Consider the following 22092-nt stretch of genomic DNA (forward strand, 5'->3'; position numbering starts at 1 on the left):
TAACGAGGTACAGATGATGAAAGCAACAAAACAGCAAGGCTTCACCTTAATCGAATTGATTATTGTGATTGTTATTCTAGGGATTCTCGCAGTCACAGCGGCGCCACGCTTTTTAAACCTGCAGGGTGATGCCAATGCGGCAACGGTACAAGGTGTGAAAGGCGCGATGAATTCTGCCAAAGATATCGTGTATGGAAAGGCCATTATTGAAGGTCTTCAAGACGATGCAGGTGATGGCACCATAGGGGTTGACTTAGGCACCGATGGAACCGTTGATGTAACAACTTCCTTTGGTTACCCGCAAGCTGCAGCTACAGGTATTGCTGCAGCGATGGATATTGATTTAACCAACGACTTTGCAAGCAATGTGATTGCCGCTACAGGCGGGACACCGGCTATTTTTGTGGTAAGAGCTGATGGCAGTGCAGCACCGACTGCGGTAGTGGCAGGCAATGGCACCGGCGGTGAAGCTAATGATGGCTGCTATGTGGCCTACACCGAAGCAGCCGATGCTAATACACCGCCAGTGATCACATTAAACCTTGACGACTGTCAGTAAGCAATGAACAACCGTGGTTTTACGCTCGTTGAGCTCATAATCACGATTATCCTTATTGGGGTATTGGCGGTGACTGCCATACCCCGCTTTCTCGGCTCCAACAACGAAGATGCCTATACTTTAAGAGATCGCACGCTGGCGATGATCCGCAGTATCCAGTTGCAGGCGATGCACAATCTTAATAGTAATAATTGCGTTAAAATTACCACCATGTTAATTGCCCCCCCCGCTAATCAAAATTGCGCAAATCCTATTTCTACAGCCTTTGACGACTACCTCGTTGTTGATAGCACCGGCACTGATATCACTTTTACCACCACCGATAACAACGGTGGCAGCTTTAATTCATTGTCTTTTAACCATTTAGGACAACCAGATATTAATTGCGCCAAGACCTGCCGCGTACAGGTGGGGAGTCAAGCCGTGTGTATTAGCGGCGAAGGGGCCTTGTATGGCTGTTAAGCGCCCACGAGCAAATGGCTTTACGCTGGTCGAATTAATTCTTGGCATTGTTATTTTTGCCATTGCGATGGTCATTGTATTCACCTTGATTGCCCCGCAAGCAAGGCAAAGCGCAGAGCCGCTGGTGCAAGTAAAAGCAGCCAAGCTCGGGCAGTCATTGATGAATGAAATTCTGGGTAAATCCTATGATGAAAACAGCCATCGCAGCCCGCCCTTTCAGCGCTGCGATGAAAAACCAGTCGGTTGTACGCTGGCAGCTAATCTTGGTGAAGATACAGGCGAGAGTGACAGTGGCAATGTCTGTGGTGGTCGTGTTAACTACGACGATGTCGATGATTATATTGATATGCCGCAACAACCAGTTTGTGACGCGCAGGGCTCGCCCCTTTTAGACTATGGCCAGTACAGAGCAAATGTTTCGGTTGTTTATGATCAGGATTATACTCAAAGTACGTCAGATACAGGAGATAGTGCCAAACGCGTTGATATAAGTGTTTTTGCTCCGAACGGAGAAGTGTACCGCTTTCAAATTTATCGAGGGAACTATTAATGAGAGGTGTTAGCGGGTTTACCCTAGTTGAACTGATAATAGTGATAGTCCTCCTTGCTATTGTCGCTATTGGCACTACCCAGTTTATTAGTCTTGGTGCGCAAATTTATACCGAAGGTCAACAACGTTCAGAGCTAGTTTCTCAGGCACGTTTTCTCATACTGCGGTTAGAGAAAGAGTTACGCAATGCACTACCCAATGCAACAAATTTTGATACATCCACTGGGTGCTTAAATTTCATACCAATCGTAAGTAGTGGTACTTACTTAGATGAAGCGACTGACAATCCATTGAGAATCGTGGATTTTCAAGATGCAGTTAAAGCGGGGAACTCAATATCAATTTTCCCCGTTGGTCCATCAAATTTACGTAAAGAGACTGTGAGTAGCGTGGTAGTAGAAAACACCGGAAAATTGACTAAAAAGGTTACCTTCAATACCGCTTTTGAAGTGGAATCTCCGGCAAAACGTTATTTCATTATAGACGAGCCAGTTAGTATTTGCGCTAAAAGCGAGGGTGGCAGAACGGTGTTGGAACGCCGGGTAGACAGTTCAGGCTCTTGGTTGGCAGTTGACATTAGGGATTGGGTGGCAAGCTATGACCCACAAACAGCCAACGTACATTTTGCACTTGAATTACGTTCTGCAAGGGGGGAATCTCTTCAAATTAGCCACGAGGTTCATATAGCCAATGCGCCATAGAACTTGCGTTAACATACACAGTCAAAGGGGCTCAATGCTTGTCATTGCTGTCGTGGTGTCGGTGTTGTTATTAACGCTGGGGTTAGCTATGAGTAATATATTGACAGCAGAAACAAAGAGGAACGCGGTGGAATACTATGGTGTTATGGCTTATGGTGCCGCGCAAAGTGGTGTCGAGCGTACGCTCGTGCGCTTATACACTCATGATCATAGCGTATCCGAGCTGGAATGTTCTGACTTAGAAGTTGGAACTTTAGCCACCCCAGGTGATGGTATGACTTTTGATAGTGGGCAGTTGAAAAACTGTGAAATAGATATCATAGATTGCAGAAAGGCTGACGATGTAGCAGAGCGAATGGCCAGTTCTGGCTTTGTGGATGTTTATCGTTTTACAAGTTATGCCCAATGTGGTGCTAGCAACCTTGATACTAGCCGTAGCATCGTAGTTGAAGTGAAAAGAGAAGATAAGCTATGAGGAAGTTTACTTGGCTATGGTTATGTTTACTTCTTGTGAGTAGCTTCTTTGCGAACGCAGTTCCTAAAGTGGAAGGGCGTTTTATTGAACTGCAAAATACCTACGATAACCCCATTTGGACAACCATCAACTTTTCACAAGCGTATGATGAACCTCCAGCGGTTTTTATGCTCTCGACGAATCAAGGGAGTAACCCAGCGATTGTAAAAATTCGTAATGTGACAAGAACTGGATTTGAAGCCTTACCTTTGGAGCCTCCGGGTGAAGATGGTGAACATATTACTATGGGGGCACATTACTTAGCTATTGAATACGGTGTACATGAGTTTGAAGATGGCTTGTTTATGGAAGTAGGTAAAACTACTTTGGATCAATCCAGCTTGCAATATGGAAGCGGCTCTACTTTTACTTTACCCCAAAGCTACAAGCGAGTTAATTTTGACTATGAATTTAGTGAGCGTCCTGTTTTAGTACATTCCATCCAAACTTTAAATAGCAACGATACTAACCCGCCAAGAGATGCCTTAAGACCGTTTTTGACTGTGGCTATCGAATCGGGAAGTTTAGATACTCAGGGGGTTAATATGGCGCTGGAAGCGTCTGAAACTCAAGCGGGTAATATTGTCCCAGAGACGATTGCTTATTTGGCCGTTATCGAGGGCAGCAACCGATTATTTAATGATGATGATGACAAAGAAATTTATTGGGAGGCGTTATTCAGTGGTGAACGTATAGATGGTTGGGACGATGGCTGTGACGATACTTTTTTTAATAATAACTATAGCTCTTCTCCCTTAGTTGCTGCTAGTAAGATTAGCCGCAATGGTGCCGATGGTGGCTGGCTACGTAGCTGTCGATTAAATAGCTCGCGATTAGGGTTGACGGTCGATGAAGACCGATACAATGACTCTGAACGTAACCATACCGTTGAAGAAGCAGGTATTATTGCGATGACATCGAATTTTGTTTTTAGTGGTAACTCCCCCTCTTGCGAGATTGTTTTTCCGGGTGCGTTGGCTACTTTCAACAGTGCTCCAATTCGGTTGGTAGATGGTGTTATAGTCGATGATCCCAATGGGGGGGTTGTGCAAACAGAGATTTTGGAAGATACATCCACGGAGCCAAACAAAGCACGCTGTGATGGTGTTCAATGTATCGCAAGCGGCGTGAATGCAATCACCACTGCACAAGCTGAAGGTATCCCGACAATTGATAATGATGGCCCAAGCTCACCAAACTTACCCAGTGAGTTGATCGGCGACTACTTTATCGATGCTAGCCTGGTACAAATGGTCAACACCACATACGAAGTACTAGGTAAAACGCGTATATTTATAAAAAGCTCTTCCGCAGTGGCGCCGTTATTGCAAATTAGTAATACGCAGTTAAATATTTCAGGCTCACCAAGTGATCTAACAATTTACGTTGACGGGAATATAAGCATAGCAAATTCCAATGTTACAGCTTATATGATGTCTACAGGCACGGCTATTGTTGGAGCTGCCTCGAAGGTTAGAGGTGCGCTTACTGCTGGGGGAGACATAGACACGGGGGCGCAGAGCGAATACCTTTACGTAAGACCAAATAACCTCGCCGGTATCTGCGGTAAAGAAGTTATTGAAACTGTGAACCATTACCGCTTTGAGCTCGCAGACAACAAGGGCTCTACTTGTGCAGCTAAGCCGGTAACCTTGAAGGCATGCGCAAATGTTAGCTGTAGCCAATTATATTCACAACCAACAAGCGTAGACTTATTGCCCGCAACCGGTGGCAACAATACCTGGTTACCGAGTGATAGTGTTACTTTTACTGGGCAGACAGATCTACAGTACGCACGTTCGGGAGGGGGCAATGTGAAGTTGGCGATTACGAACCCTATGCCTTCATCGCAGTTTAGGTGTTTTATTGGGGGGAGTGAAGTAGGAATCGAAAGTTGCAAAGTGAAGTTCGAAAAAGAAGGAATGGTATTTCGCAATCTTACTGATGGCGACGAAACCATTGTCACTCAGTTTGCAGGTAAACCCTCAGATGCTGGAGTTAACGCCAAAACCTATGCGGTAGAAGCGTGTGGTAACGGTAACCAGCTGGCCAACAAAACGCTAGACTCTCGTTTGAAGTTTAACTGTGGCGCGGGCCAAAGTTGCACGAATAGTTTGCTATTTAACCATCAAGGTGACAGTTACAATTTAAGTACTTTGAGCTTTTCGGGCATACCTTTGAGGTTTGATGCTGACTCTAGAGCAGAGTTTACAATAGCTTATCCCGATGCTGGACAATTAAGCATAAGTGGTGAGCTGGATGTGCCTATTAACCCGAATTCGAATAAGACGACTACGTTGAGTGGGGCGAGTAATCAGTTTGTGGTGCGCCCCTTTGGGTTTGATGTCACTGCCAGTGGAGCTAATAGTCAAGCACTCGATGCCAATGGATCACTCTATCGACTTACGGGTGAAAGGTTTCCAGTTACTGTTCGCCCTGTGCAGTGGCAAAGTGGTGATGATACTAATAACGATGGTGTTCCTGATAACTACCAAAATTTGCGCGATAACTTAGTTGCAAAGCATTATGTTGGTATGGTTGGTGTCACAGCTGAAAACGTCATACCTGCAGGTGGGAAGGATGGTGTATTTGATATCGATGACGAATCCGCGTTCAAGTTCGAGGGTAATGATACCCAAGTAATTAGTAACATCAGCTATGACCAAGTGGGTGTGATTAATGTCATCGTAGAATCTGAAAACAGCTATCTGGGCTCGGGTAAAGTTCGTGGTCAAGCCAATAACGTTGGTCGCTTTGCGCCATCTGATTTCAGTATGAAAAGTGCAAGTATTGAGCCGGCGTGCCCAAGTGGAGACTTTACTTATTTTAACCAACCTTTTAACACCGTTACTTATACGCTAGTTGCTGAGAACCATAAAAACGAAGTTATGCGTAATTACCGTGCTGGGTTCGATAAACTCTATACACCTAGCTTAAGTGCAGTGCACGGGGGGGAAGAGCTAGAAAATCGTATTATCAACGTGGATTCTCTAAGTTGGCCACAAAATGCAATCCAAGCTGGGGAAATCAAAGTAACTGAAAGTGATGTGACTTTTATACGCCAAACTAATGCTTCTCAAATAGATGGCCCTTACGACAATACTAACATCAATTTGTTATTAAAAGCTGAGCAACTTGAGGGAGCGGTGTTGAATGGACAGCCTTGTGGAGGAGACTGCTCGCAAACAATAGCATCGCCAGTGAAGTTAAGATATGGCCGCCTAGCTCTACAAGATAATTACGGCCCTGAGAATGAGGAGTTACTCGTCCCCATGACGGCGCAGTTTTGGAACGGTCAGGGTTGGGCGATCAATAACCTAGATAATTGTAGTCAATATAGGTACCAAAGTTTGTCGTATCCTAGTGATTTAACAGTGACAGGGAATAATGGGCAATTGAACTCTGGGGGCTACAAAAGCGGAGAGGGTATAGAAGTGGATGCTAATGGAAATACTGGCTCGTATTCAGTGAGCTACCCTGCGCCTGATTGGCTGCTCTGGGATTGGAACGGTGATAATGCGGCCGATGAAAACCCCAGTGCGACACTCAAGTTTGGTACTTTCCGTGGTAATGACCGTATTATTTATTGGCGCGAGCAGCTCAACTAACTAACCTTTTTTAGGTAATGTGCTGGTTTTTATTCATTTTCTAGTAGAAATGGTTTTTTAGACTACCCTTAACAAAACAAGATGATGCTTATTTGTTAGGAAGGAAACCATGCGACTAGCTCTGTCATCACTACTACTATGCGCCCTTGCAGTATTCAGTATGGCGACTAACGCACAAGATACCTCAAAAGTAGCGGAAATCGCCGAGCAGCTCAGCGAAAATCAGCAGCAATTCGAGCGCGATCAGCTGCAAATAAAAGCACACCAAGATGAGCTTACTTTATTGCACACTCAGTTGCAGCGTATGCAAGCGCAGGTAAAGCAGGCTGAGCGTCAACAACAGCTTGCCAAACAGGCACTTGATGAGGGCTATCAGGCTTTTCTGAAAGACCCAAACACGCCCTTGACCAGCTTACAAAAAGACTACCAGCAGGCAACTCAAACTCTGCATGATAAGCAAGCGCAAATTCACGCCCAACAAGCGGCAATCAGTGGGCAGCGTGAAAGTATTAGCGCATTGAATACTGCTGTGGCACAAAACCGAAAAAGTAAACTGGCATTGCAGCAATCGCTTGACCAAGCTCGCGTTGAACGTTTACGCACCGAATTTGCCCGCAAAGGAACCTTGGAAGTGGTGCATACTATCAACTGCCAGCGCGATGAAACCTTAGGGCAATGCGAGCGCCGTGGGCAGCAACAAGGGCTTAGCAAAGCGACCTCTCGCTTTTTAGATCAAGTGTACAACAATTTATCCGAGTACCGTTTAGTCAGTGCCAAGCGTGATTTAGCCAACGCTCGGGTCAAAGTGGTATCCAGCCATGTAGTTGACAGCGCCTTTAGCGGCCAAGGTAATTTTAATGTCAATTTGAGTGTAGCCATGGCCGGCGAAATTGATAATTCGCAATTGTGTTCGTTGCTCGAAGTTGACCCAGGTTATTGCCAAAGTCGCACAATCACCGTGAACCGATTACAAAATCACAACATCAATAATAAGGTGAGTCAGGGGCAGTTAAGTGAGCAAAGCGATAATACCGGCTCGGCAATCGAGGTTGGTCGCATAGCCGCTTTAGGAGACTTCCAAGAACACGCTAAAGACGCTAATCCGGTAACGTTAACGGTACGCTCTAATGTTGTTGATGACACCGTATTTATCAATGGTGAACCATACGGGCAAACTAAATTGGATGTCACATTGCCACTGGGTGAGTATCAAGTGGAAGTGCGCAAACCGGGGTACAAAAGTTACCAAGTAAAGGTGGTGCTCGAAAAGCCCCAAGTGGTATACGCTCAACTCAGCAAAAGCGCCGTAAAATTAGCCAGTAAATAAGCGTTATTGTGGCCGTTTGTTAAACACTTTTGCCCTTGGCGCTGTTTTTTCATGCTAGCGCAAGCTTTATGTTGCCGCGAGGGGGATGCATTGGTAAAGTGTCTCAAGCTTTCAGATAATAAGAATTTTTCAAAGGTCAACCAGTTCCATGTTTAAGAAACTCCGTGGTCTCTTCTCCAACGATCTTTCGATCGATTTGGGTACTGCCAATACCCTAATTTATGTAAAAGAAGAAGGTATCGTGCTTAACGAGCCTTCGGTTGTAGCTATTCGACAAGAACGTGCTGGTGGACCAAAGAGTGTGGCCTCGGTAGGTACTGAAGCAAAGCAAATGCTAGGCCGTACGCCAGGCAATATAAAAGCGATTCGGCCGATGAAGGACGGCGTAATTGCTGATTTCTATGTTACCGAAAAAATGTTGCAGCACTTCATCAAGCAAGTCCATAACAATAATTTCTTACGCCCGAGTCCGCGCGTGTTGATTTGTGTTCCTTGTGGTGCAACTCAAGTTGAGAAGCGTGCTATTCGTGAGTCAGCAATGGGGGCGGGAGCTCGCGAAGTGTACCTTATTGAAGAGCCTATGGCGGCTGCAATTGGTGCCGGTTTACCCGTGTCTGAAGCAACGGGTTCAATGGTTGTTGATATTGGTGGCGGTACCACTGAAGTGGCCATCATTTCACTTAACGGAGTCGTATATTCTTCATCTGTACGTATTGGTGGTGATAAGTTCGATGAAGCCATTATTAATTATGTACGCCGTAACTTCGGTAGCTTGATTGGTGAAGCCACGGCTGAGCAAATTAAACATGAAATCGGCTCGGCATTTAAAACCGATGATGCAAAAGAAATTGAGGTCCGTGGTCGTAACCTAGCTGAAGGGGTGCCGCGTTCGTTCACTCTGAACTCACATGAAATTTTAGAGGCGCTGCAAGAGCCGCTTATGGGTATTGTTAGCGCAGTCATGGTTGCTCTAGAGCAATCTCCTCCCGAGTTAGCCTCTGATATCTCTGCTCACGGCATGGTATTAACCGGTGGCGGAGCACTATTAAAAGATTTAGACCGCTTGTTAATGGAAGAAACTGGTATCCCCGTCGTGGTTGCTGATGACCCGTTAACTTGTGTTGCTCGAGGCGGCGGTAAAGCCTTAGAAATGATAGACATGCACGGCGGTGATGTATTTAGCTACGACTAATGAAGCTATTATTTGGTCGTACTGTCTCAATGCAACTGCGGTTGACCATCGCAGTTGTGTTGAGTGTTATCTTGATTGTTGGCGATCGCTACACCAGCGGTGGCACTGCTGTTCGTACTTCGCTTAATACGCTAGTAAGCCCTTTACTTTATCTAGCAAACCTTCCTTATGAGCTTATCTCCACCAGTGCCAAAAACCTCACCTCTCGAGAACAATTACTGCGAGAGAACCAAGCGCTGAAGACCAAGCAACTATTGCAAAGTGAACAGCTGCAGCAATTTGAATTCTTAGCTCGTGAGAATGACAAGTTACGAGCGCTATTGGGTTCGGACCCGAGGCAACAGAATAACAAGCTAGTTGCGCAAGTGCTGTCGGTGCACTCTAACCCTTATAGCCACCAAGTGGTTATCAATAAGGGTACCTCCGATGGTCTAAAAGAAGGCCTGGCGGTAATTGATGAGCTCGGTGTGGTGGGGCAAGTGGTGCAGGTGGGCGCGAATACCAGTCGTGTCTTGTTGATCACAGACACAACTCATGCCACCCCCGTGCGCGTATTACGCAACGATGTGCGAACTGTGGTTGAAGGCATCGGTAAAATTACCCGAGTTAAACTCTCGCATGTGCCACATAGTTTAGATATTCGTATTGGCGATGTGTTGTTAAGTTCAGGTTTAGGGGAGCGCTTTCCAGAGGGTTACCCGGTGGCGGTAGTTACGGAAATTAATCGTGATGAAGGACGACCATTCGCGCAGATTTATGCGGAGCCCGTAGCGCAACTTGATCGCATTCGTTTGTTAGTGGTCTTGAACAGTGCAGCGGCGACGCCTGAGGTAAATAATGATTAATCGTCAATTTTGGCTCATTATCGTTACCATCTTTTTTGCATTGGTGCTGGCGCTGATGCCATTGCCTATCTCTTTTGAACCCTTTCGCCCTGACTGGGTGTTACTGGTACTTATGTATTGGTCCCTTGCGGTCCCTCATCGTCTTAATATTGGCAGTGCATGGTTAACAGGGCTCGTAATAGACCTCGCAACGGGCTCACCTCTGGGGGTGCATTCGTTGACTTATGCCATTACTATTTACATTACCGCGAGTAATTACCAAAAGCTGCGTAATTTCTCTATTTGGCAACAGGGGTTGCTTGTGGCGGTGTTTTTGTCTCTGCATCATTTATTGCAATTCTGGCTGCACCACTTTTTGCTTGAAGTCTATTTTGCACCGCAATTTTTATGGCCGGCAGCGACCGGTGCTATTTGTTGGCCATGGCTATTTTTATTATTACGTAAATATCGCCGCCATTTTCGGATCCGTTAGTTATGTCTGCTATATATCTTGCTTCGCAATCGCCGCGTCGGCGTGAGCTATTGCAGCAATTGGGCATTGAATTTGAGCAATTTGCTGTTGATGCCGATGAAACGCCACTCGCACATGAAACACCAAGACAGTTGGTAGAACGTCTCGCATGCTTAAAGGCTGAATCAGCCGTGGCTATGGGCTATACCGACCGCCCTGTTTTAGGTAGCGATACGGTGGTGGTATACGACCACCAAGCCTTAGGTAAACCTAAAGACTATGACGATTTTGTTGCTACAATGAACAAACTCAGTGGCCGCACGCATCAAGTGATGACGGCAGTCGCTTTGGCGAATGAGACTAAAACCAGCTCCTTAGTCGTCACCACTGACGTACAGTTTAAAACCTTGACCGCGTCAGAAATCGAGGCGTATTGGCTCACTGGTGAGCCACTCGATAAAGCCGGCGGCTACGGAATTCAAGGACGCGCTGGTGCCTTTGTCACCCACCTCAGCGGTAGCTATTTCGCCGTGATGGGGTTACCTTTGTATGAAACACAGAAACTAATAGCTGAATTTTAGCCATGAGCTCAGAATTACTTATTAATGTAACGCCCAGTGAAAGCCGTGTAGCACTGATTGAAAACGGCGTATTGCAAGAGGTGCAGGTTGAGCGCATAGGCAACCTAGGCATCGTCGGCAATATTTATTTAGGCAAAGTAAGCCGGGTCTTACCGGGTATGCAGGCCGCTTTTGTTGATATTGGTCTAGAGAAGGCAGCGTTTCTACATGCCTCAGACATAGTCAATAGTGCGTCTTTTGAAGAAGGGGTGGACGACCAGCATATCAAAAAGGTGCAGGATATACGTGAATTGGTGCGCCAAGGTCAGCACATTATGGTGCAGGTGGTCAAAGATCCCATCGGCACTAAAGGAGCGCGCTTAACCACGGATATTACGATTCCATCACGTTATTTGGTGTTTATGCCAGACGCCACTCATGTAGGGGTTAGTCAGCGTATAGAAGGCGACGAAGAGCGTCAGCGCCTGAAGGATATTGTTGCCCAGTACAACGACGAAAACGGCGGCTTTATAGTTCGTACCGCAGCGGAAGGAGCCAGCGAGCATGAGCTTAAACATGATGCAGAATTTCTTAAGAAACTGTGGTTGAAAATTGTCGACAGGCGGAAGAAAACCCGCAAAGAAAACATCCTCCACGAGGATTTAAAGCTTGCTTTTCGTACTTTGCGTGACTACGTAGGCGAAGACATGGAACGCATTCGTGTGGATTCAAAGCTTACCTATCAAGAGCTTACAACCTTTACAGAAGAATTCGTACCACACCTTGCGAAGGTATTAGAGTACTACCCGGGCGAGCGGCCTATTTTTGATTTATTCGATGTAGAGAACGAAATACAAAAAGCACTGCATCGTAAAGTAGAGCTCAAATCCGGCGGCTATTTGATCATCGATCAAACCGAAGCCATGACCACGGTGGATGTTAATACCGGCGCCTTTGTTGGCCATCGTAATCTAGAAGAGACAATTTTTAATACCAATATTGAAGCCACCAGTGCCATCGCCCGGCAACTAAGGCTGCGTAATTTAGGCGGTATTATCATTATCGACTTTATCGATATGGTGTCTGAAGAACATAAACGCCGAGTATTGCACTCTTTGGAACAAGCGTTGTCCAAAGACAGAGCGAAAGCGAATATTAACAGCCTTTCTGCACTCGGGCTTGTGGAAATGACGCGCAAGCGTACTCGGGAGAGTTTAGAGCATATTCTCTGTGGGGTGTGTCCGTCTTGTGCAGGTCGTGGCTCGTTGAAAACGGTCGAGACCGTGTGTTACGAGATTCTGCGAGAAATTGTTCGAGTTAATCGAGCCTATGATGCAGATAAATTTATGGTGTATGCTTCTGCAGCGGTTAGCGAAGCGCTAATTAATGATGAATATCATAACCTTGCAGAGCTAGAGCTCTTTATTGGTAAACAGGTCATGATTCAAACGGAAAACCTATATAGTCAAGAGCAATTCGATGTGGTGATGATGTAGTGAACGCCAAGTCGGTTTGCTTTTTTTGTTTGCGGAAAATTTGGCAAATCAGCGCAGTTACCCTAGTGTTGCTTGCTGTGCTGGTGTCGCTGGTCAAATACAGCTTACCTTATGCCAATGATTATCGTGCTGAGGTCGAGCAGTTTCTTGGTGAGCAGTTAAATGCCGATATCTCCATTGGCTCATTAAGTGCAAGCTGGCAGGGTAATGGCCCAGCGCTTGTCATAAACCAAGTAGGGTTTGCCGACAATGCCAAAGCCCCGATTAGCGTCAGCATTGAGCAAACCCGGTTGCATATTAATTTATGGCAATCATTACTGGATAGGCAGCTGCACTCCAATTATTTTGTGCTGCAAGGGTTTGACGCTGAAATCGACGCTCGCGCCCTACTTAGCAGTGAGTCAAAAAGCAGCAGCTCGCAGCAGCAAGCCTTAATCGAAAGCCTGTTTCTGGGTGAGCAAGGGCATTTTGCTATCGAAGATAGCGAACTGAACATCATTAGCCTCGATAACCGCCATCACCGTATTTTTTTAGAAAACTTGGTGTGGCAAAACCGTGCTAAAGACCATTTTGCCGAAGGTCAGGTGAGCCTCCCGGGCATCGAGCAAAATACTCTTGAAGCTCGCCTTAAACTCTCCGGCGCGCGCTTAAATAATATTTATGGCGATTTATATCTGCAGGCACAGAGTTTGAACATCTCTGGTTGGTTACAAGAGTTTGTTCGCCCGGAATTAACCCAATTACAATCGAATCTCAATTTTGAATCTTGGCTGCACTTTGCTGAAGGTCGCCTAACCGATGTGCAATTGGCGATGCAACCGAGCCAACTCAATTGGCAATACCAGCAACAACCTCAATACCTCGAGTTGCAACAGGGTATGGTGCGTATTCATCCTCAAGCAAAAGGCTGGCGAGTGCGTACATCTGGGCTGCAGTTTAGCGATGAACAATACCAGTGGGCACCGATTATTTTTGATGCACTCATCAGCGAACAGCAACAAGTGTGGGTGCAAGACTTAGATATTTCCATGTTCTCCACCTTTGCACGGTTAGGAAAATCGCAGTTATTACAAGAGCTGCTGACGGTGCAACCGCAAGGGTTTATCAACGAGGGCTACTTTCACTGGCAAGGTGATAAGCAATGGCGAGTATGGTTTGAAGCCGAACACTTAGGGTGGTCGGGATTTCATGGTATTCCTGGTGCGCAAGATCTCAGTGCCAGCGCGCATATTAACAACCGTAAAGGTTTACTTAGTATTGCTGGTAGCGACAACCACCTATTGACCGGCAAGACGTTTAGCGAGCCGCTCGCTTATCAACAACTTGCCGCAGAAGTCGCATTCTTTAATGATGGCGAGCATTGGTCCATCGAAAGTGATGAAGTCACTTTAAGCAATGATGATTTAGACTTAGTTGCCGAATTTGCGCTGACTCTTGATTCGCAGCCAGATATGAACCTATACGCAGAAATCAGTGGCGGCAGTGCAGCCAATGCCGGGCGGTACTTTCCTGAACCTTATATGCATAAAAACCTGATTGACTACCTAAATGGGGCAATAAAAAGTGGCGATATGCACTTTGCTCAGGTGTTGTTACAGGGACCGCTCGATCAGTTTCCCTTTACCGAACAGCAGGGGCGGTTCGCGGTCAATGCCCAAATAGAAGATACGGAGTTCGCTTTTGCCCCTGATTGGCCGACGATAAAAAATGCTGCGGTTGACTTAGCGTTTAACAATCAGCGCATGGATATTTATAGCCGCAGTGGCGAGTTACTCAATTTAGCGCTGGGTGACAGCGTCCATGTGTATTTGCAGGACTTGCTCAATGCTGACACTTTAGCCATTGATATTACAGCTAATATTGAAGCGCCTAAGCTACAGCCTTTTTTTGCGCAAACACCATTAGCTGAGCCGCTTGCCACCGTCTTTGATGTGATACAGGCACAAGACCGCCTAGATGGCGAGCTGCAGCTGCTTATCGACCTCAAAGACAGTGGAGTGCGAGCTTCAGGTGAGGTGTTATTCGCTGGCAATGCCGTTCACCTAGCGCAGCCCGGTATCGACTTAAGTGAACTGCGGGGCAGGTTGTCGTTTGTAAACGATCGTATTGAGATAAATGAAGCCCAGGCCTATTGGCAAGGGATGCCGCTCACTGTGAGCTTGCTGGGTGGAAACCAAGGCGAAAATTATCACGCTGACGTTAACATTGGTTTGCAAGCTGATGTGGCGCAGTTACAAAAGCGGCTGAATGGCTTGTTAGATGCGCAGTTGAGCGGTACCACTGCGCTCAATGCGCAGTTGGCTCTAAACTTTGATAACCAAGGGTTTAGTTACGAGGCGCATGTGCAAAGTGATATGCTCGGGGTAACCAGCACTCTGCCGACGCCGTATAACAAAGCCGCAGACGATGCGTGGCCGCTTAATGCCTTAATTCAGGGGGATGACATTTCTAACCTGATCATGGTCGAGTTGGACGAGCAATTATACTTTAACGGCATCCTCAACAACGGCGAGCAGCAAATGAGTAATGCTCACCTCATTGTCGGTAAGCAAAATTTAGGGCTTAACAAGCAAGGGTTTGAGGTGAGCGTTAATCTCCCAGAAGCCGATATCCTCGCTTGGCAGCCGGTGCTTAATAACATTATTGATGTGGCTGCGCGCAGCAGTGGAGAACCTTCGGTAATGCCACCGTTAACTAAGGTGGTGGGGCAAGTAGGCACAGCTCATGTTGATGCGGTGCCCTTTAATGAGCTGGAATTTACGTTAATTAATCAACCCACAGCAATGGATTTAAAGTTGCTCGCCAAAGAGCTGCGGGCCCGAGTAGACATTCCCACTGGTAGCCAAGCAGAACGCCGCGATATTCGCGCCCATGCAGACTATCTACGCGTCAACATCCCTACTAATGATAGTGGCGGCGATGACGTTACACACAGCAGCGAGACGGATTTAAAGTGGTTAACGCAGCTACCGAGTGTAGCGTTTACCTGCAGTGATTGTCGCATTAACCATTATCAACTTGATCAGGTTGAGCTGCATTTTGCGGGTGCTGGCGAGCAACTGACGATTAGTGAGTTGGTGGTCGATAAACGCGAACATGTGCTGCGTGCCGATGGCTATTGGCGCGATGGGCAGACTCATGTCAAAGGCCAATTTAATAGTGATGATATTGGTTCGCTGTTTGATGAGTTTGATATCACTTCAACGGTTCAAGACTCTGAAGCGAACATGGATTTTGCGCTGCATTGGCAGGCGGCTCCTTACGATATTGATATCGCCAGCTTGGGCGGTGAAATTAGTTGGCAACTCGGTGAAGGGCACCTAAGTGAAATTAGCGATGGCGGAGCGCGTGTCTTCTCGTTACTGAGCTTGGACTCTCTGGTGCGCAAGCTCAAGCTGGATTTTCGCGATGTGTTTGCGAAAGGCTTTTTCTACAATAGTATGCAAGGCAGTATGCAGTTGGCCCAAGGGATTGCTTACACTAAAGATACGAAAATGGATGGCGTGCCTGCTGATCTTACTATTAAGGGTTATGCCGATTTAAATACGCAAACCATTAACTATGATTTAGCCGTGGCACCACAGGTTACTTCTAGCTTACCCGTGATTGTTGCTTGGATGGTCAACCCAGTAACAGGGTTAGCTGCGCTGGCCTTGGATAAGGTTATCCACTCAGCGCGAGTTATTTCTGAGATTAAATTTAAAGTCAGTGGGGCAATGGATAACCCTGAGGTGGTTGAACTCGATCGTAGCAGCCGAGAAGTCACCTTGCCGCAAGCTGCGCAAAATCAACCTCCGGCATCGCAACCCGAACAACCACTGGAGAAACCATTACTATGATGTTGTATGCGTTACAGTTTTGCGCCCAGCAAGACAGTGAGGATAACTTTCAGCGTATGCAGCAGTTTTTATCTCAGTTACAGCCACAGCGGCCTTGCTTAGTGTGTTTGCCGGAAAGCTGGCTATGCTTTGCAAAAAGCAGTGAGCAGGTATTGGCTGTGGCCGAAAAACACTTATATTGGCGCCAGCGTTTAGCTGCGCTGTGTAAGCGTTACGGTCTATGGCTTGCGGCAGGTACTCTGCCGGTCGCCACCTCAGAAGGGCGTTACCTCGCGGCATCCTTGGTCTTTGATGACCAAGGCCAAGAGCGAGCGCAATACAATAAAATTCACCTGTTTGATGTGACCGTAGCGGATGGCACAGGCACTTATCACGAGTCCAAACATACCGAAGCCGGTGAGCAGGTGGTGGTACTCGACTCGCCCTTTGGACGGCTAGGGTTAAGTGTGTGCTATGATATGCGCTTTAGCGAACTCTATCGTCAGCAAGTGCAACTGGGGGCTGATATACTGCTTGTTCCTAGTGCTTTTACAGTACCCACCGGTCGAGCGCATTGGCACACCTTATTGCGTGCACGAGCGATAGAAAGTCAATGTTATGTGGTCGCTGCCGGGCTGTACGGTCGTAATAATAGTGACTGCGCTCACAACAATGGTCGTGAGACCTATGGCCATAGCCTAATTGTTTCGCCATGGGGTGAAGTGCAAGCTGAGCTGAGCCATGGCGAGGGCTGGATAGCCCAATCAGTAAACAGTGAAGAATTAAATCAACGCCGTGAGTCCATGCCTATGCATGCTCACCGCCAAGCGAGAAAAGTAAGTTTATGAGTCAAGTTGAGCACAACCTTTTAACGCAAAGCCGATTGGACCGCGATGATCTCGCCAACGCCTTGCAATACATCCACCAGCATAAGGTGGACTATGCGGACTTATACTTCCAATCGAGCTACAACGAGTCGTGGGTGTTAGAGGACGGTTTAGTCAAAGAAGGGAGCTATAACATCGATCGCGGCGTGGGTGTGCGCGCGATCAGTGGCGAGAAAACCGGTTTTTCCTATTCTGATGCGATTAATCTCGAAGCGATTAATAATGCCGCGATGGCCGCACGCAGTATTGCTGATGCGGATCGACATGGTCAGGTTAAAATATTCAGTGAGCAAGATGTGAAACGTCAATTTGCGCCGCTGCAACCGATTCAGAGCATGAGCGATGACGATAAGGTGGCGCTTCTGCGTGAAGTTGAAGAGTATATCCGTCAATTGGCGCCTGAAGCTGAGCAGGTGGTGAGCTCGATGTCCGCCGTCTATGAAGAAGTGCTTGTGGCGGCGAGTGATGGTACCTTTGCAACCGATATTCGCCCGCTAGTGCGATTGAACTGCTCAGTGCTGTTGAAAAAGGGTGATCGTCGTGAGCGTGGGGGTGCCGGTGGTGGAGCCAGACTCGATTTTAACTATTTCAAAGAATTAGTCGACGGTAAGCCGCGTTGGATGCACTACGCTGAGGACGCTGTACGTATGGCTAAGGTCAACTTAGAAGCTATTGACGCTCCAGCGGGAACCATGCCTGTGGTGCTGGGTGCGGGTTGGCCTGGGGTGTTGCTGCATGAGGCCGTAGGTCATGGTCTTGAGGGCGACTTTAATCGCAAAGGCGCTTCAGCGTTTAGTGGCAAAATTGGTCAGCAGGTGGCGTCAGAGCTGTGTACTGTGGTTGATGATGGCACCATGGCGAACCGTCGTGGGTCATTAAATATCGATGATGAAGGCACACCGGGTGGTTATAACGTACTTATCGAGCAGGGTATCCTAAAGGGCTATATGCAAGATAAGCACAACGCTAAATTGATGGGAGTAGCGCCTACTGGAAACGGCCGTCGCGAATCCTATGCACACTTGCCTATGCCACGTATGACTAATACCTATATGCTCGGTGGCGAGCATAGCCAAGAAGAGATCATCGGCTCAGTAGACAAAGGCATATACGCGCCAAACTTTGGCGGTGGCCAAGTGGATATCACCTCTGGCAAATTTGTGTTCTCTGCCTCAGAAGCCTACTTAATTGAAAATGGCAAAATCACCACACCTATCAAAGGTGCCACGCTGATTGGTAATGGCCCAGAGGTAATGAAGCAAATATCTATGGTTGGCAATGATCTAGCGCTAGATAAAGGCGTGGGCATTTGCGGTAAGGACGGACAGAGTGTCCCGGTAGGGGTGGGGCAACCCTCTTTGAAAATCGACCAACTCACCGTCGGTGGAACCGCTTAAACATCCTCAAAAGAAAAACAGCGCAAGAGCGCTGTTTTTTTCTAACTTAAAGCTGGTAACCGAAACGCTGCTAGAGCATTAACTCTTTGAGGATTTGAAATAGCTCTTTGTGAGACTTTCCGGGTTTCTCTTGCTTTACCTCTTTGCCTGCTTGGCGAATAATTTGTCGCATGCGCTGGCGGTCAAGCTGCGGATATTGCTCAAGCAGAGGGTTTAAGCGACTATCACCTTCAGCGATTAGCTCATCTCGAATTTGCTCTATTTGGTTTATCACCACATCTTTTTGATTGTTCTTATTGGTGATAATGGCCATAGCTTGATGAATGTCTTCGACATTATCGGTGCCGCGCAAGGTTTTGGCGATGTAATTGAGATGGCGACGATAGGCGTCTTTTTTCTCTTTCAGGCGGTCGGCTAAGTTCATCGCCTCCACAAGCTCGTTACTCAATGGTAGTTTTTCACGCGCTTTTTTTGAGAGGTTGGCGATTTCTACACCCAGCTCATGAAACTCCATGGCATCGCGTTTTAGCTCGCTTTTGGAAACGTAAATAATCTCTTCTTCAGGTTGTTTGCTCTTAGCCATAACATGCTCGATTAATGCTCTTTGCAGCCATTATATCACTAAAATGCGTAGATGCTTTGTGGTACGCTTAGATCAATATTCACCAACTGTGAAAGCCATTATGCAAGAAAATGAATCGGCAGCGATTTATAGCCAAATCGATGAAGTCAAAGAGGCCGTAAGCGAGGTGCTTGCCCAAGCTAAGAAACTCGGTGCAACGGCTGCGGAAGCCGCTATGTCACGTACTTCAGGACTCTCTGTAGGCACTCGTCTCGGTGAGGTAGAAACCATCGAGTTTAACCAAGACGGTGGTTTGGGTGTGAGCATTTATGTAGGTAATAAAAAAGGCTCAGCATCAACCACAGATTTAAGCCCCAGTGCGCTGCGTTCGGTGGTGGAAAAAGCCATTGAAATCGCCAAGTACACTTCAGAAGACCCATGTAATGGCCTTGCTGATGCTGAGTTATTAGAGCAAAGCCCACCGGATTTAGACTTGTACCACCCGTGGCAGGTGACCCCAGAGCAGGGCATTGAAATTTGCCAAGAGGCAGAGCAGGCGGCGTTGAACCTTGATGAGCGCATCGTCAACTCTGATGGTGCCAGCTTTAGTAGCCACCAAGGGCTGCGTGTGTACGGTAACAGTCACGGTATGTTGGCAGGCTATCCCCGCACTCGCCATAGCATCAGCACTATGGTCATTGGCCAACAAGGTGAGCAGATGCAGCGCGATGCTGCCTATACCGTATCGCGTGAGCAAGCAGGCTTAAAAGCGGCGAAAGACGTCGGCCTGGAAGCGGCGCAAGAAACGCTTGCACGGCTTAATAGCCAAAAACTAGGAACCATGAAGGTGCCGGTGATCTTTCGCGCCGATGTGGCTAACTCCCTGTTTGGGCATTTAGTGTCGGCCATTGGCGGCGGTGCGCTTTATCGTAAGTCGAGCTTCTTGCTCGATAGCCTCAATACCCAAGTTTTCAGCGATATTGTTAATATTAGTGAGCGTCCGCATCTAGCCAAAGGTTTTGCTTCTTCACCCTTTGATGCGGAGGGCGTTAAAACGCAGGATCGTGAGATTATTCACGGTGGCGAACTACAGACCTATTTATTAGCCAGTTATGCGGCGCGCAAAATGGGTATGACCGCCACAGGCCATGCCGGCGGTATTCATAACTGGTTGGTACAGCAAACCCATAATGACTTGCACGCTTTGCTTAAACAAATGGGTAAAGGGCTGCTAGTGACCGAGTTGATGGGGCAAGGCGTCAATACTGTCACCGGCGATTACTCGCGCGGAGCGGCCGGGTTTTGGATTGAAAATGGTGAGATCCAATATCCTGTTAGTGAGATTACCATCGCTGGCAACCTTAGTTCGATGTTTAAAGGCGTTGCTGGCATTGGCGGTGATATCGACCCTCGCGGCGGGGTGTTAACCGGTTCGGTGTTAATTGAACAAATGCAAGTTGCGGGGCAGTAGCTCAAGTAACACGATAAAGCCTAGAGCCCCTCTCTAGGCTTTTTTAAATAAATTCTAAAAAAGTGCTTTACCTCAACTTAAGTTGAGGAAATACCTTAGTCCCTGAAATAATAAATCATCTTCGGGAGAACGTTATGTATTTAGAGCATGTAAACCTAGTCGTGAATGACATCAACCAAGCCCTCAACTTTTATCGTGCCGCTTTTCCACATTGGCGGGTGCGCAGTCAAGGCGAGGGGTTATGGTCGGGGAAGCCGCGTACCTGGGTGCATTTTGGCGATGATTACCACTACCTTGCTTTTAGTGACAATGGCATTGGTGACAACCGTGATCTCAGCGGCCATCAAGTTGGTTTAGCACACTTTGCTTATGTCACCGAAGATCTTGATGGCGTCATTCAACGACTCCAAGACGCGGGCTTCGAAGTTGATAAAGTGGGCCCTGAAAATCCTTATCGCCGCAACGTGTATTTTAAAGACCCAACTGGTTTTGAAGTGGAGTTTGTCGAATACGGATCGGATATTCCAGCACAGAGAAATAACGACCTATAGACTTAAATGCTGCTAAAAGTTGCAAAATAAACACTAAATGAACGTAAATCTCTTGATTGTTCGCTTTTCGGAAATTTTTTCACTGAGGTGTGTAACTTAGGTAAGGTTGTACCTAAATGCTTGCTGAACAAGTCGCTTATATTATTGATTTTGCTGATAAAATAAAGTTGGCAAGGGATTCGCAACACTTAAAGCGTCACAAGCAATAGTAAGGAGACGACATTATGAAAACGTTCACTAAGACAATCGTAGCTGCAGCTGTACTTGGTTCTACTGCCTTCACTGCCCAAGCAAATGATTGGCAGAACGAGAGTAAAGATGCATGGATTGATGGTAAAGCTGAAACTGTGCTGCTACTGAATGGCAACCTGAACAACTTTGACATCAACACTGATGTGAAAAATGGCAAGGTTATGCTCACGGGTAAAGTAGACAGCGAGGTCGATAAAGAGTTGGCCGAAGAGCTGGTTGTTAGCCTAGATGGTGTAAACGATGTAGAAAACCAGCTAACGGTTATGAACAACGAAGAAGGTATGAGCCACAATGATGATGCAGGAGATACTGGCAGCGATTTAACCGACGCTAAGATCTCGACGGTAATCACTACCCGTCTACTATTTGATTCAGAAGTTGCTGGCACTGACATTGATGTTGATACCGACCAAGGTGTCGTTACGCTTAAAGGTAACGTAGATAGCGAAGCCGAGCGTGACCTTGCGATTAAAATCGCTGAAAACACAGAAGATGTTCGTGAAGTAAACGATGAACTGCGAGTAATGGCTGAATAATTAGTTGTAAGTTCTCGGTAGAAGGCCCAGCTTTGCTGGGCTTTCCTTTATCTACAAGCAGGCGTAACTAGCGGAGCAATCATGGACATTATTAGAATCATTTTCTCAATTCTTATTCCCCCACTCGGTGTATTTTTGCAGGTGGGCTTAGGAATGCACTTTTGGCTTAATATTTTACTAACCCTACTAGGCTACTTCCCTGGCCTTATTCACGCTATCTATATTATTGGGCGGCGTTAAAAGGTTAGTTACACATTCAGTTGAAATTCACAGTACTACTTAGGTATAATTTACTTCATGGCAGCAAGGATGCGCTATGGTCTCAAGTGGTTTCATCAACTTTCCGGGACATT

The 22092-nt window shown here is 46.8% G+C and carries 20 protein-coding genes; 19 read left to right on the forward strand and 1 reads right to left on the reverse strand.

Annotation, left to right across the window (positions count from 1 at the left end; genetic code table 11):
- The first annotated feature begins 13 nt into the window (after positions 1-13).
- From MHM93_RS19395 to tldD, 15 genes are all read left to right on the forward strand, one after another.
- Positions 14-559, forward strand: coding sequence for a prepilin-type N-terminal cleavage/methylation domain-containing protein (locus MHM93_RS19395; protein WP_275444218.1), 546 nt, complete (start codon positions 14-16; stop codon positions 557-559).
- A 3-nt stretch (positions 560-562) separates the two neighbouring features.
- Positions 563-1021 (forward strand): prepilin-type N-terminal cleavage/methylation domain-containing protein, encoded by a 459-nt coding sequence (locus MHM93_RS11410; protein WP_239449212.1) that lies wholly within the window; start codon positions 563-565, stop codon positions 1019-1021.
- On the forward strand, positions 1011-1571 hold the full coding sequence (locus MHM93_RS11415) for a prepilin-type N-terminal cleavage/methylation domain-containing protein (RefSeq protein WP_239449213.1): 561 nt from the start codon (positions 1011-1013) through the stop codon (positions 1569-1571). The genes MHM93_RS11410 and MHM93_RS11415 overlap by 11 nt, the downstream gene beginning before the upstream one ends.
- Positions 1571-2272 (forward strand): type II secretion system protein, encoded by a 702-nt coding sequence (locus MHM93_RS11420; protein WP_152441281.1) that lies wholly within the window; start codon positions 1571-1573, stop codon positions 2270-2272. The genes MHM93_RS11415 and MHM93_RS11420 overlap by 1 nt, the downstream gene beginning before the upstream one ends.
- Before the next feature lie 34 nt (positions 2273-2306).
- Entirely contained in the window at positions 2307-2747 is a 441-nt protein-coding gene (locus MHM93_RS11425) for a hypothetical protein (protein WP_239449214.1), read from the forward strand.
- Complete coding sequence (locus tag MHM93_RS11430; RefSeq protein ID WP_239449215.1) at positions 2744-6394, forward strand: H-type lectin domain-containing protein; 3651 nt, start codon at positions 2744-2746, stop codon at positions 6392-6394. Before MHM93_RS11425 ends, MHM93_RS11430 begins: the two co-directional genes overlap by 4 nt.
- 109 nt (positions 6395-6503) lie before the next feature.
- On the forward strand, positions 6504-7721 hold the full coding sequence (locus MHM93_RS11435) for a PEGA domain-containing protein (protein ID WP_239449216.1): 1218 nt from the start codon (positions 6504-6506) through the stop codon (positions 7719-7721).
- Positions 7722-7869: 148 nt separating this feature from the next.
- Entirely contained in the window at positions 7870-8913 is a 1044-nt protein-coding gene (locus tag MHM93_RS11440; RefSeq protein ID WP_022945533.1) for a rod shape-determining protein, read from the forward strand.
- A complete protein-coding gene (gene mreC / locus MHM93_RS11445; protein WP_022945534.1) occupies positions 8913-9758 on the forward strand; it encodes a rod shape-determining protein MreC in 846 nt (281 codons plus the stop codon). The genes MHM93_RS11440 and mreC overlap by 1 nt, the downstream gene beginning before the upstream one ends.
- Complete coding sequence (gene mreD / locus MHM93_RS11450) at positions 9751-10230, forward strand: rod shape-determining protein MreD (protein WP_239449217.1); 480 nt, start codon at positions 9751-9753, stop codon at positions 10228-10230. The genes mreC and mreD overlap by 8 nt, the downstream gene beginning before the upstream one ends.
- Positions 10231-10232: 2 nt before the next feature.
- Positions 10233-10790: a Maf family protein gene (locus tag MHM93_RS11455; RefSeq protein WP_239449218.1), complete on the forward strand. Its 558-nt coding sequence runs from the start codon at positions 10233-10235 to the stop codon at positions 10788-10790.
- Between the two features lie 2 nt (positions 10791-10792).
- On the forward strand, positions 10793-12265 hold the full coding sequence (rng, locus tag MHM93_RS11460) for a ribonuclease G (protein WP_022945537.1): 1473 nt from the start codon (positions 10793-10795) through the stop codon (positions 12263-12265).
- Positions 12265-16104 (forward strand): YhdP family protein, encoded by a 3840-nt coding sequence (locus MHM93_RS11465; RefSeq protein WP_239449219.1) that lies wholly within the window; start codon positions 12265-12267, stop codon positions 16102-16104. The genes rng and MHM93_RS11465 overlap by 1 nt, the downstream gene beginning before the upstream one ends.
- A complete protein-coding gene (locus MHM93_RS11470) occupies positions 16101-16931 on the forward strand; it encodes a carbon-nitrogen hydrolase family protein (RefSeq protein WP_239449220.1) in 831 nt (276 codons plus the stop codon). The genes MHM93_RS11465 and MHM93_RS11470 overlap by 4 nt, the downstream gene beginning before the upstream one ends.
- On the forward strand, positions 16928-18367 hold the full coding sequence (gene tldD / locus MHM93_RS11475) for a metalloprotease TldD (RefSeq protein ID WP_239449221.1): 1440 nt from the start codon (positions 16928-16930) through the stop codon (positions 18365-18367). The genes MHM93_RS11470 and tldD overlap by 4 nt, the downstream gene beginning before the upstream one ends.
- Before the next feature lie 70 nt (positions 18368-18437).
- Here tldD and yjgA read toward each other — a convergent pair whose 3' ends face one another.
- Positions 18438-18950 (reverse strand): ribosome biogenesis factor YjgA, encoded by a 513-nt coding sequence (yjgA, locus tag MHM93_RS11480; protein ID WP_022945541.1) that lies wholly within the window; start codon positions 18948-18950, stop codon positions 18438-18440.
- A gap of 100 nt (positions 18951-19050) precedes the next feature.
- Between yjgA and pmbA the strand changes: the two genes are divergently transcribed.
- The 4 genes from pmbA to MHM93_RS11500 all read left to right on the forward strand — a co-directional run bounded on the left by pmbA (position 19051) and on the right by MHM93_RS11500 (position 21979).
- Complete coding sequence (pmbA, locus tag MHM93_RS11485) at positions 19051-20400, forward strand: metalloprotease PmbA (protein WP_239449222.1); 1350 nt, start codon at positions 19051-19053, stop codon at positions 20398-20400.
- Positions 20401-20534: 134 nt separating this feature from the next.
- Positions 20535-20951 carry a VOC family protein gene (locus MHM93_RS11490; protein ID WP_239449223.1) on the forward strand — a complete coding sequence of 139 codons (417 nt, stop codon included), beginning with the start codon at positions 20535-20537 and terminating at the stop codon, positions 20949-20951.
- A 224-nt stretch (positions 20952-21175) separates the two neighbouring features.
- Positions 21176-21739: a BON domain-containing protein gene (locus tag MHM93_RS11495; RefSeq protein ID WP_045979157.1), complete on the forward strand. Its 564-nt coding sequence runs from the start codon at positions 21176-21178 to the stop codon at positions 21737-21739.
- A gap of 81 nt (positions 21740-21820) precedes the next feature.
- Positions 21821-21979, forward strand: a complete 159-nt coding sequence (locus tag MHM93_RS11500; protein WP_022945545.1) for a YqaE/Pmp3 family membrane protein — start codon at positions 21821-21823, stop codon at positions 21977-21979.
- The last annotated feature ends 113 nt before the right edge of the window (positions 21980-22092 follow it).

It is taken from the genome of Pseudoalteromonas sp. MM17-2, assembly GCF_022347945.1.
Taxonomy (GTDB): domain Bacteria; phylum Pseudomonadota; class Gammaproteobacteria; order Enterobacterales; family Alteromonadaceae; genus Pseudoalteromonas; species Pseudoalteromonas ruthenica.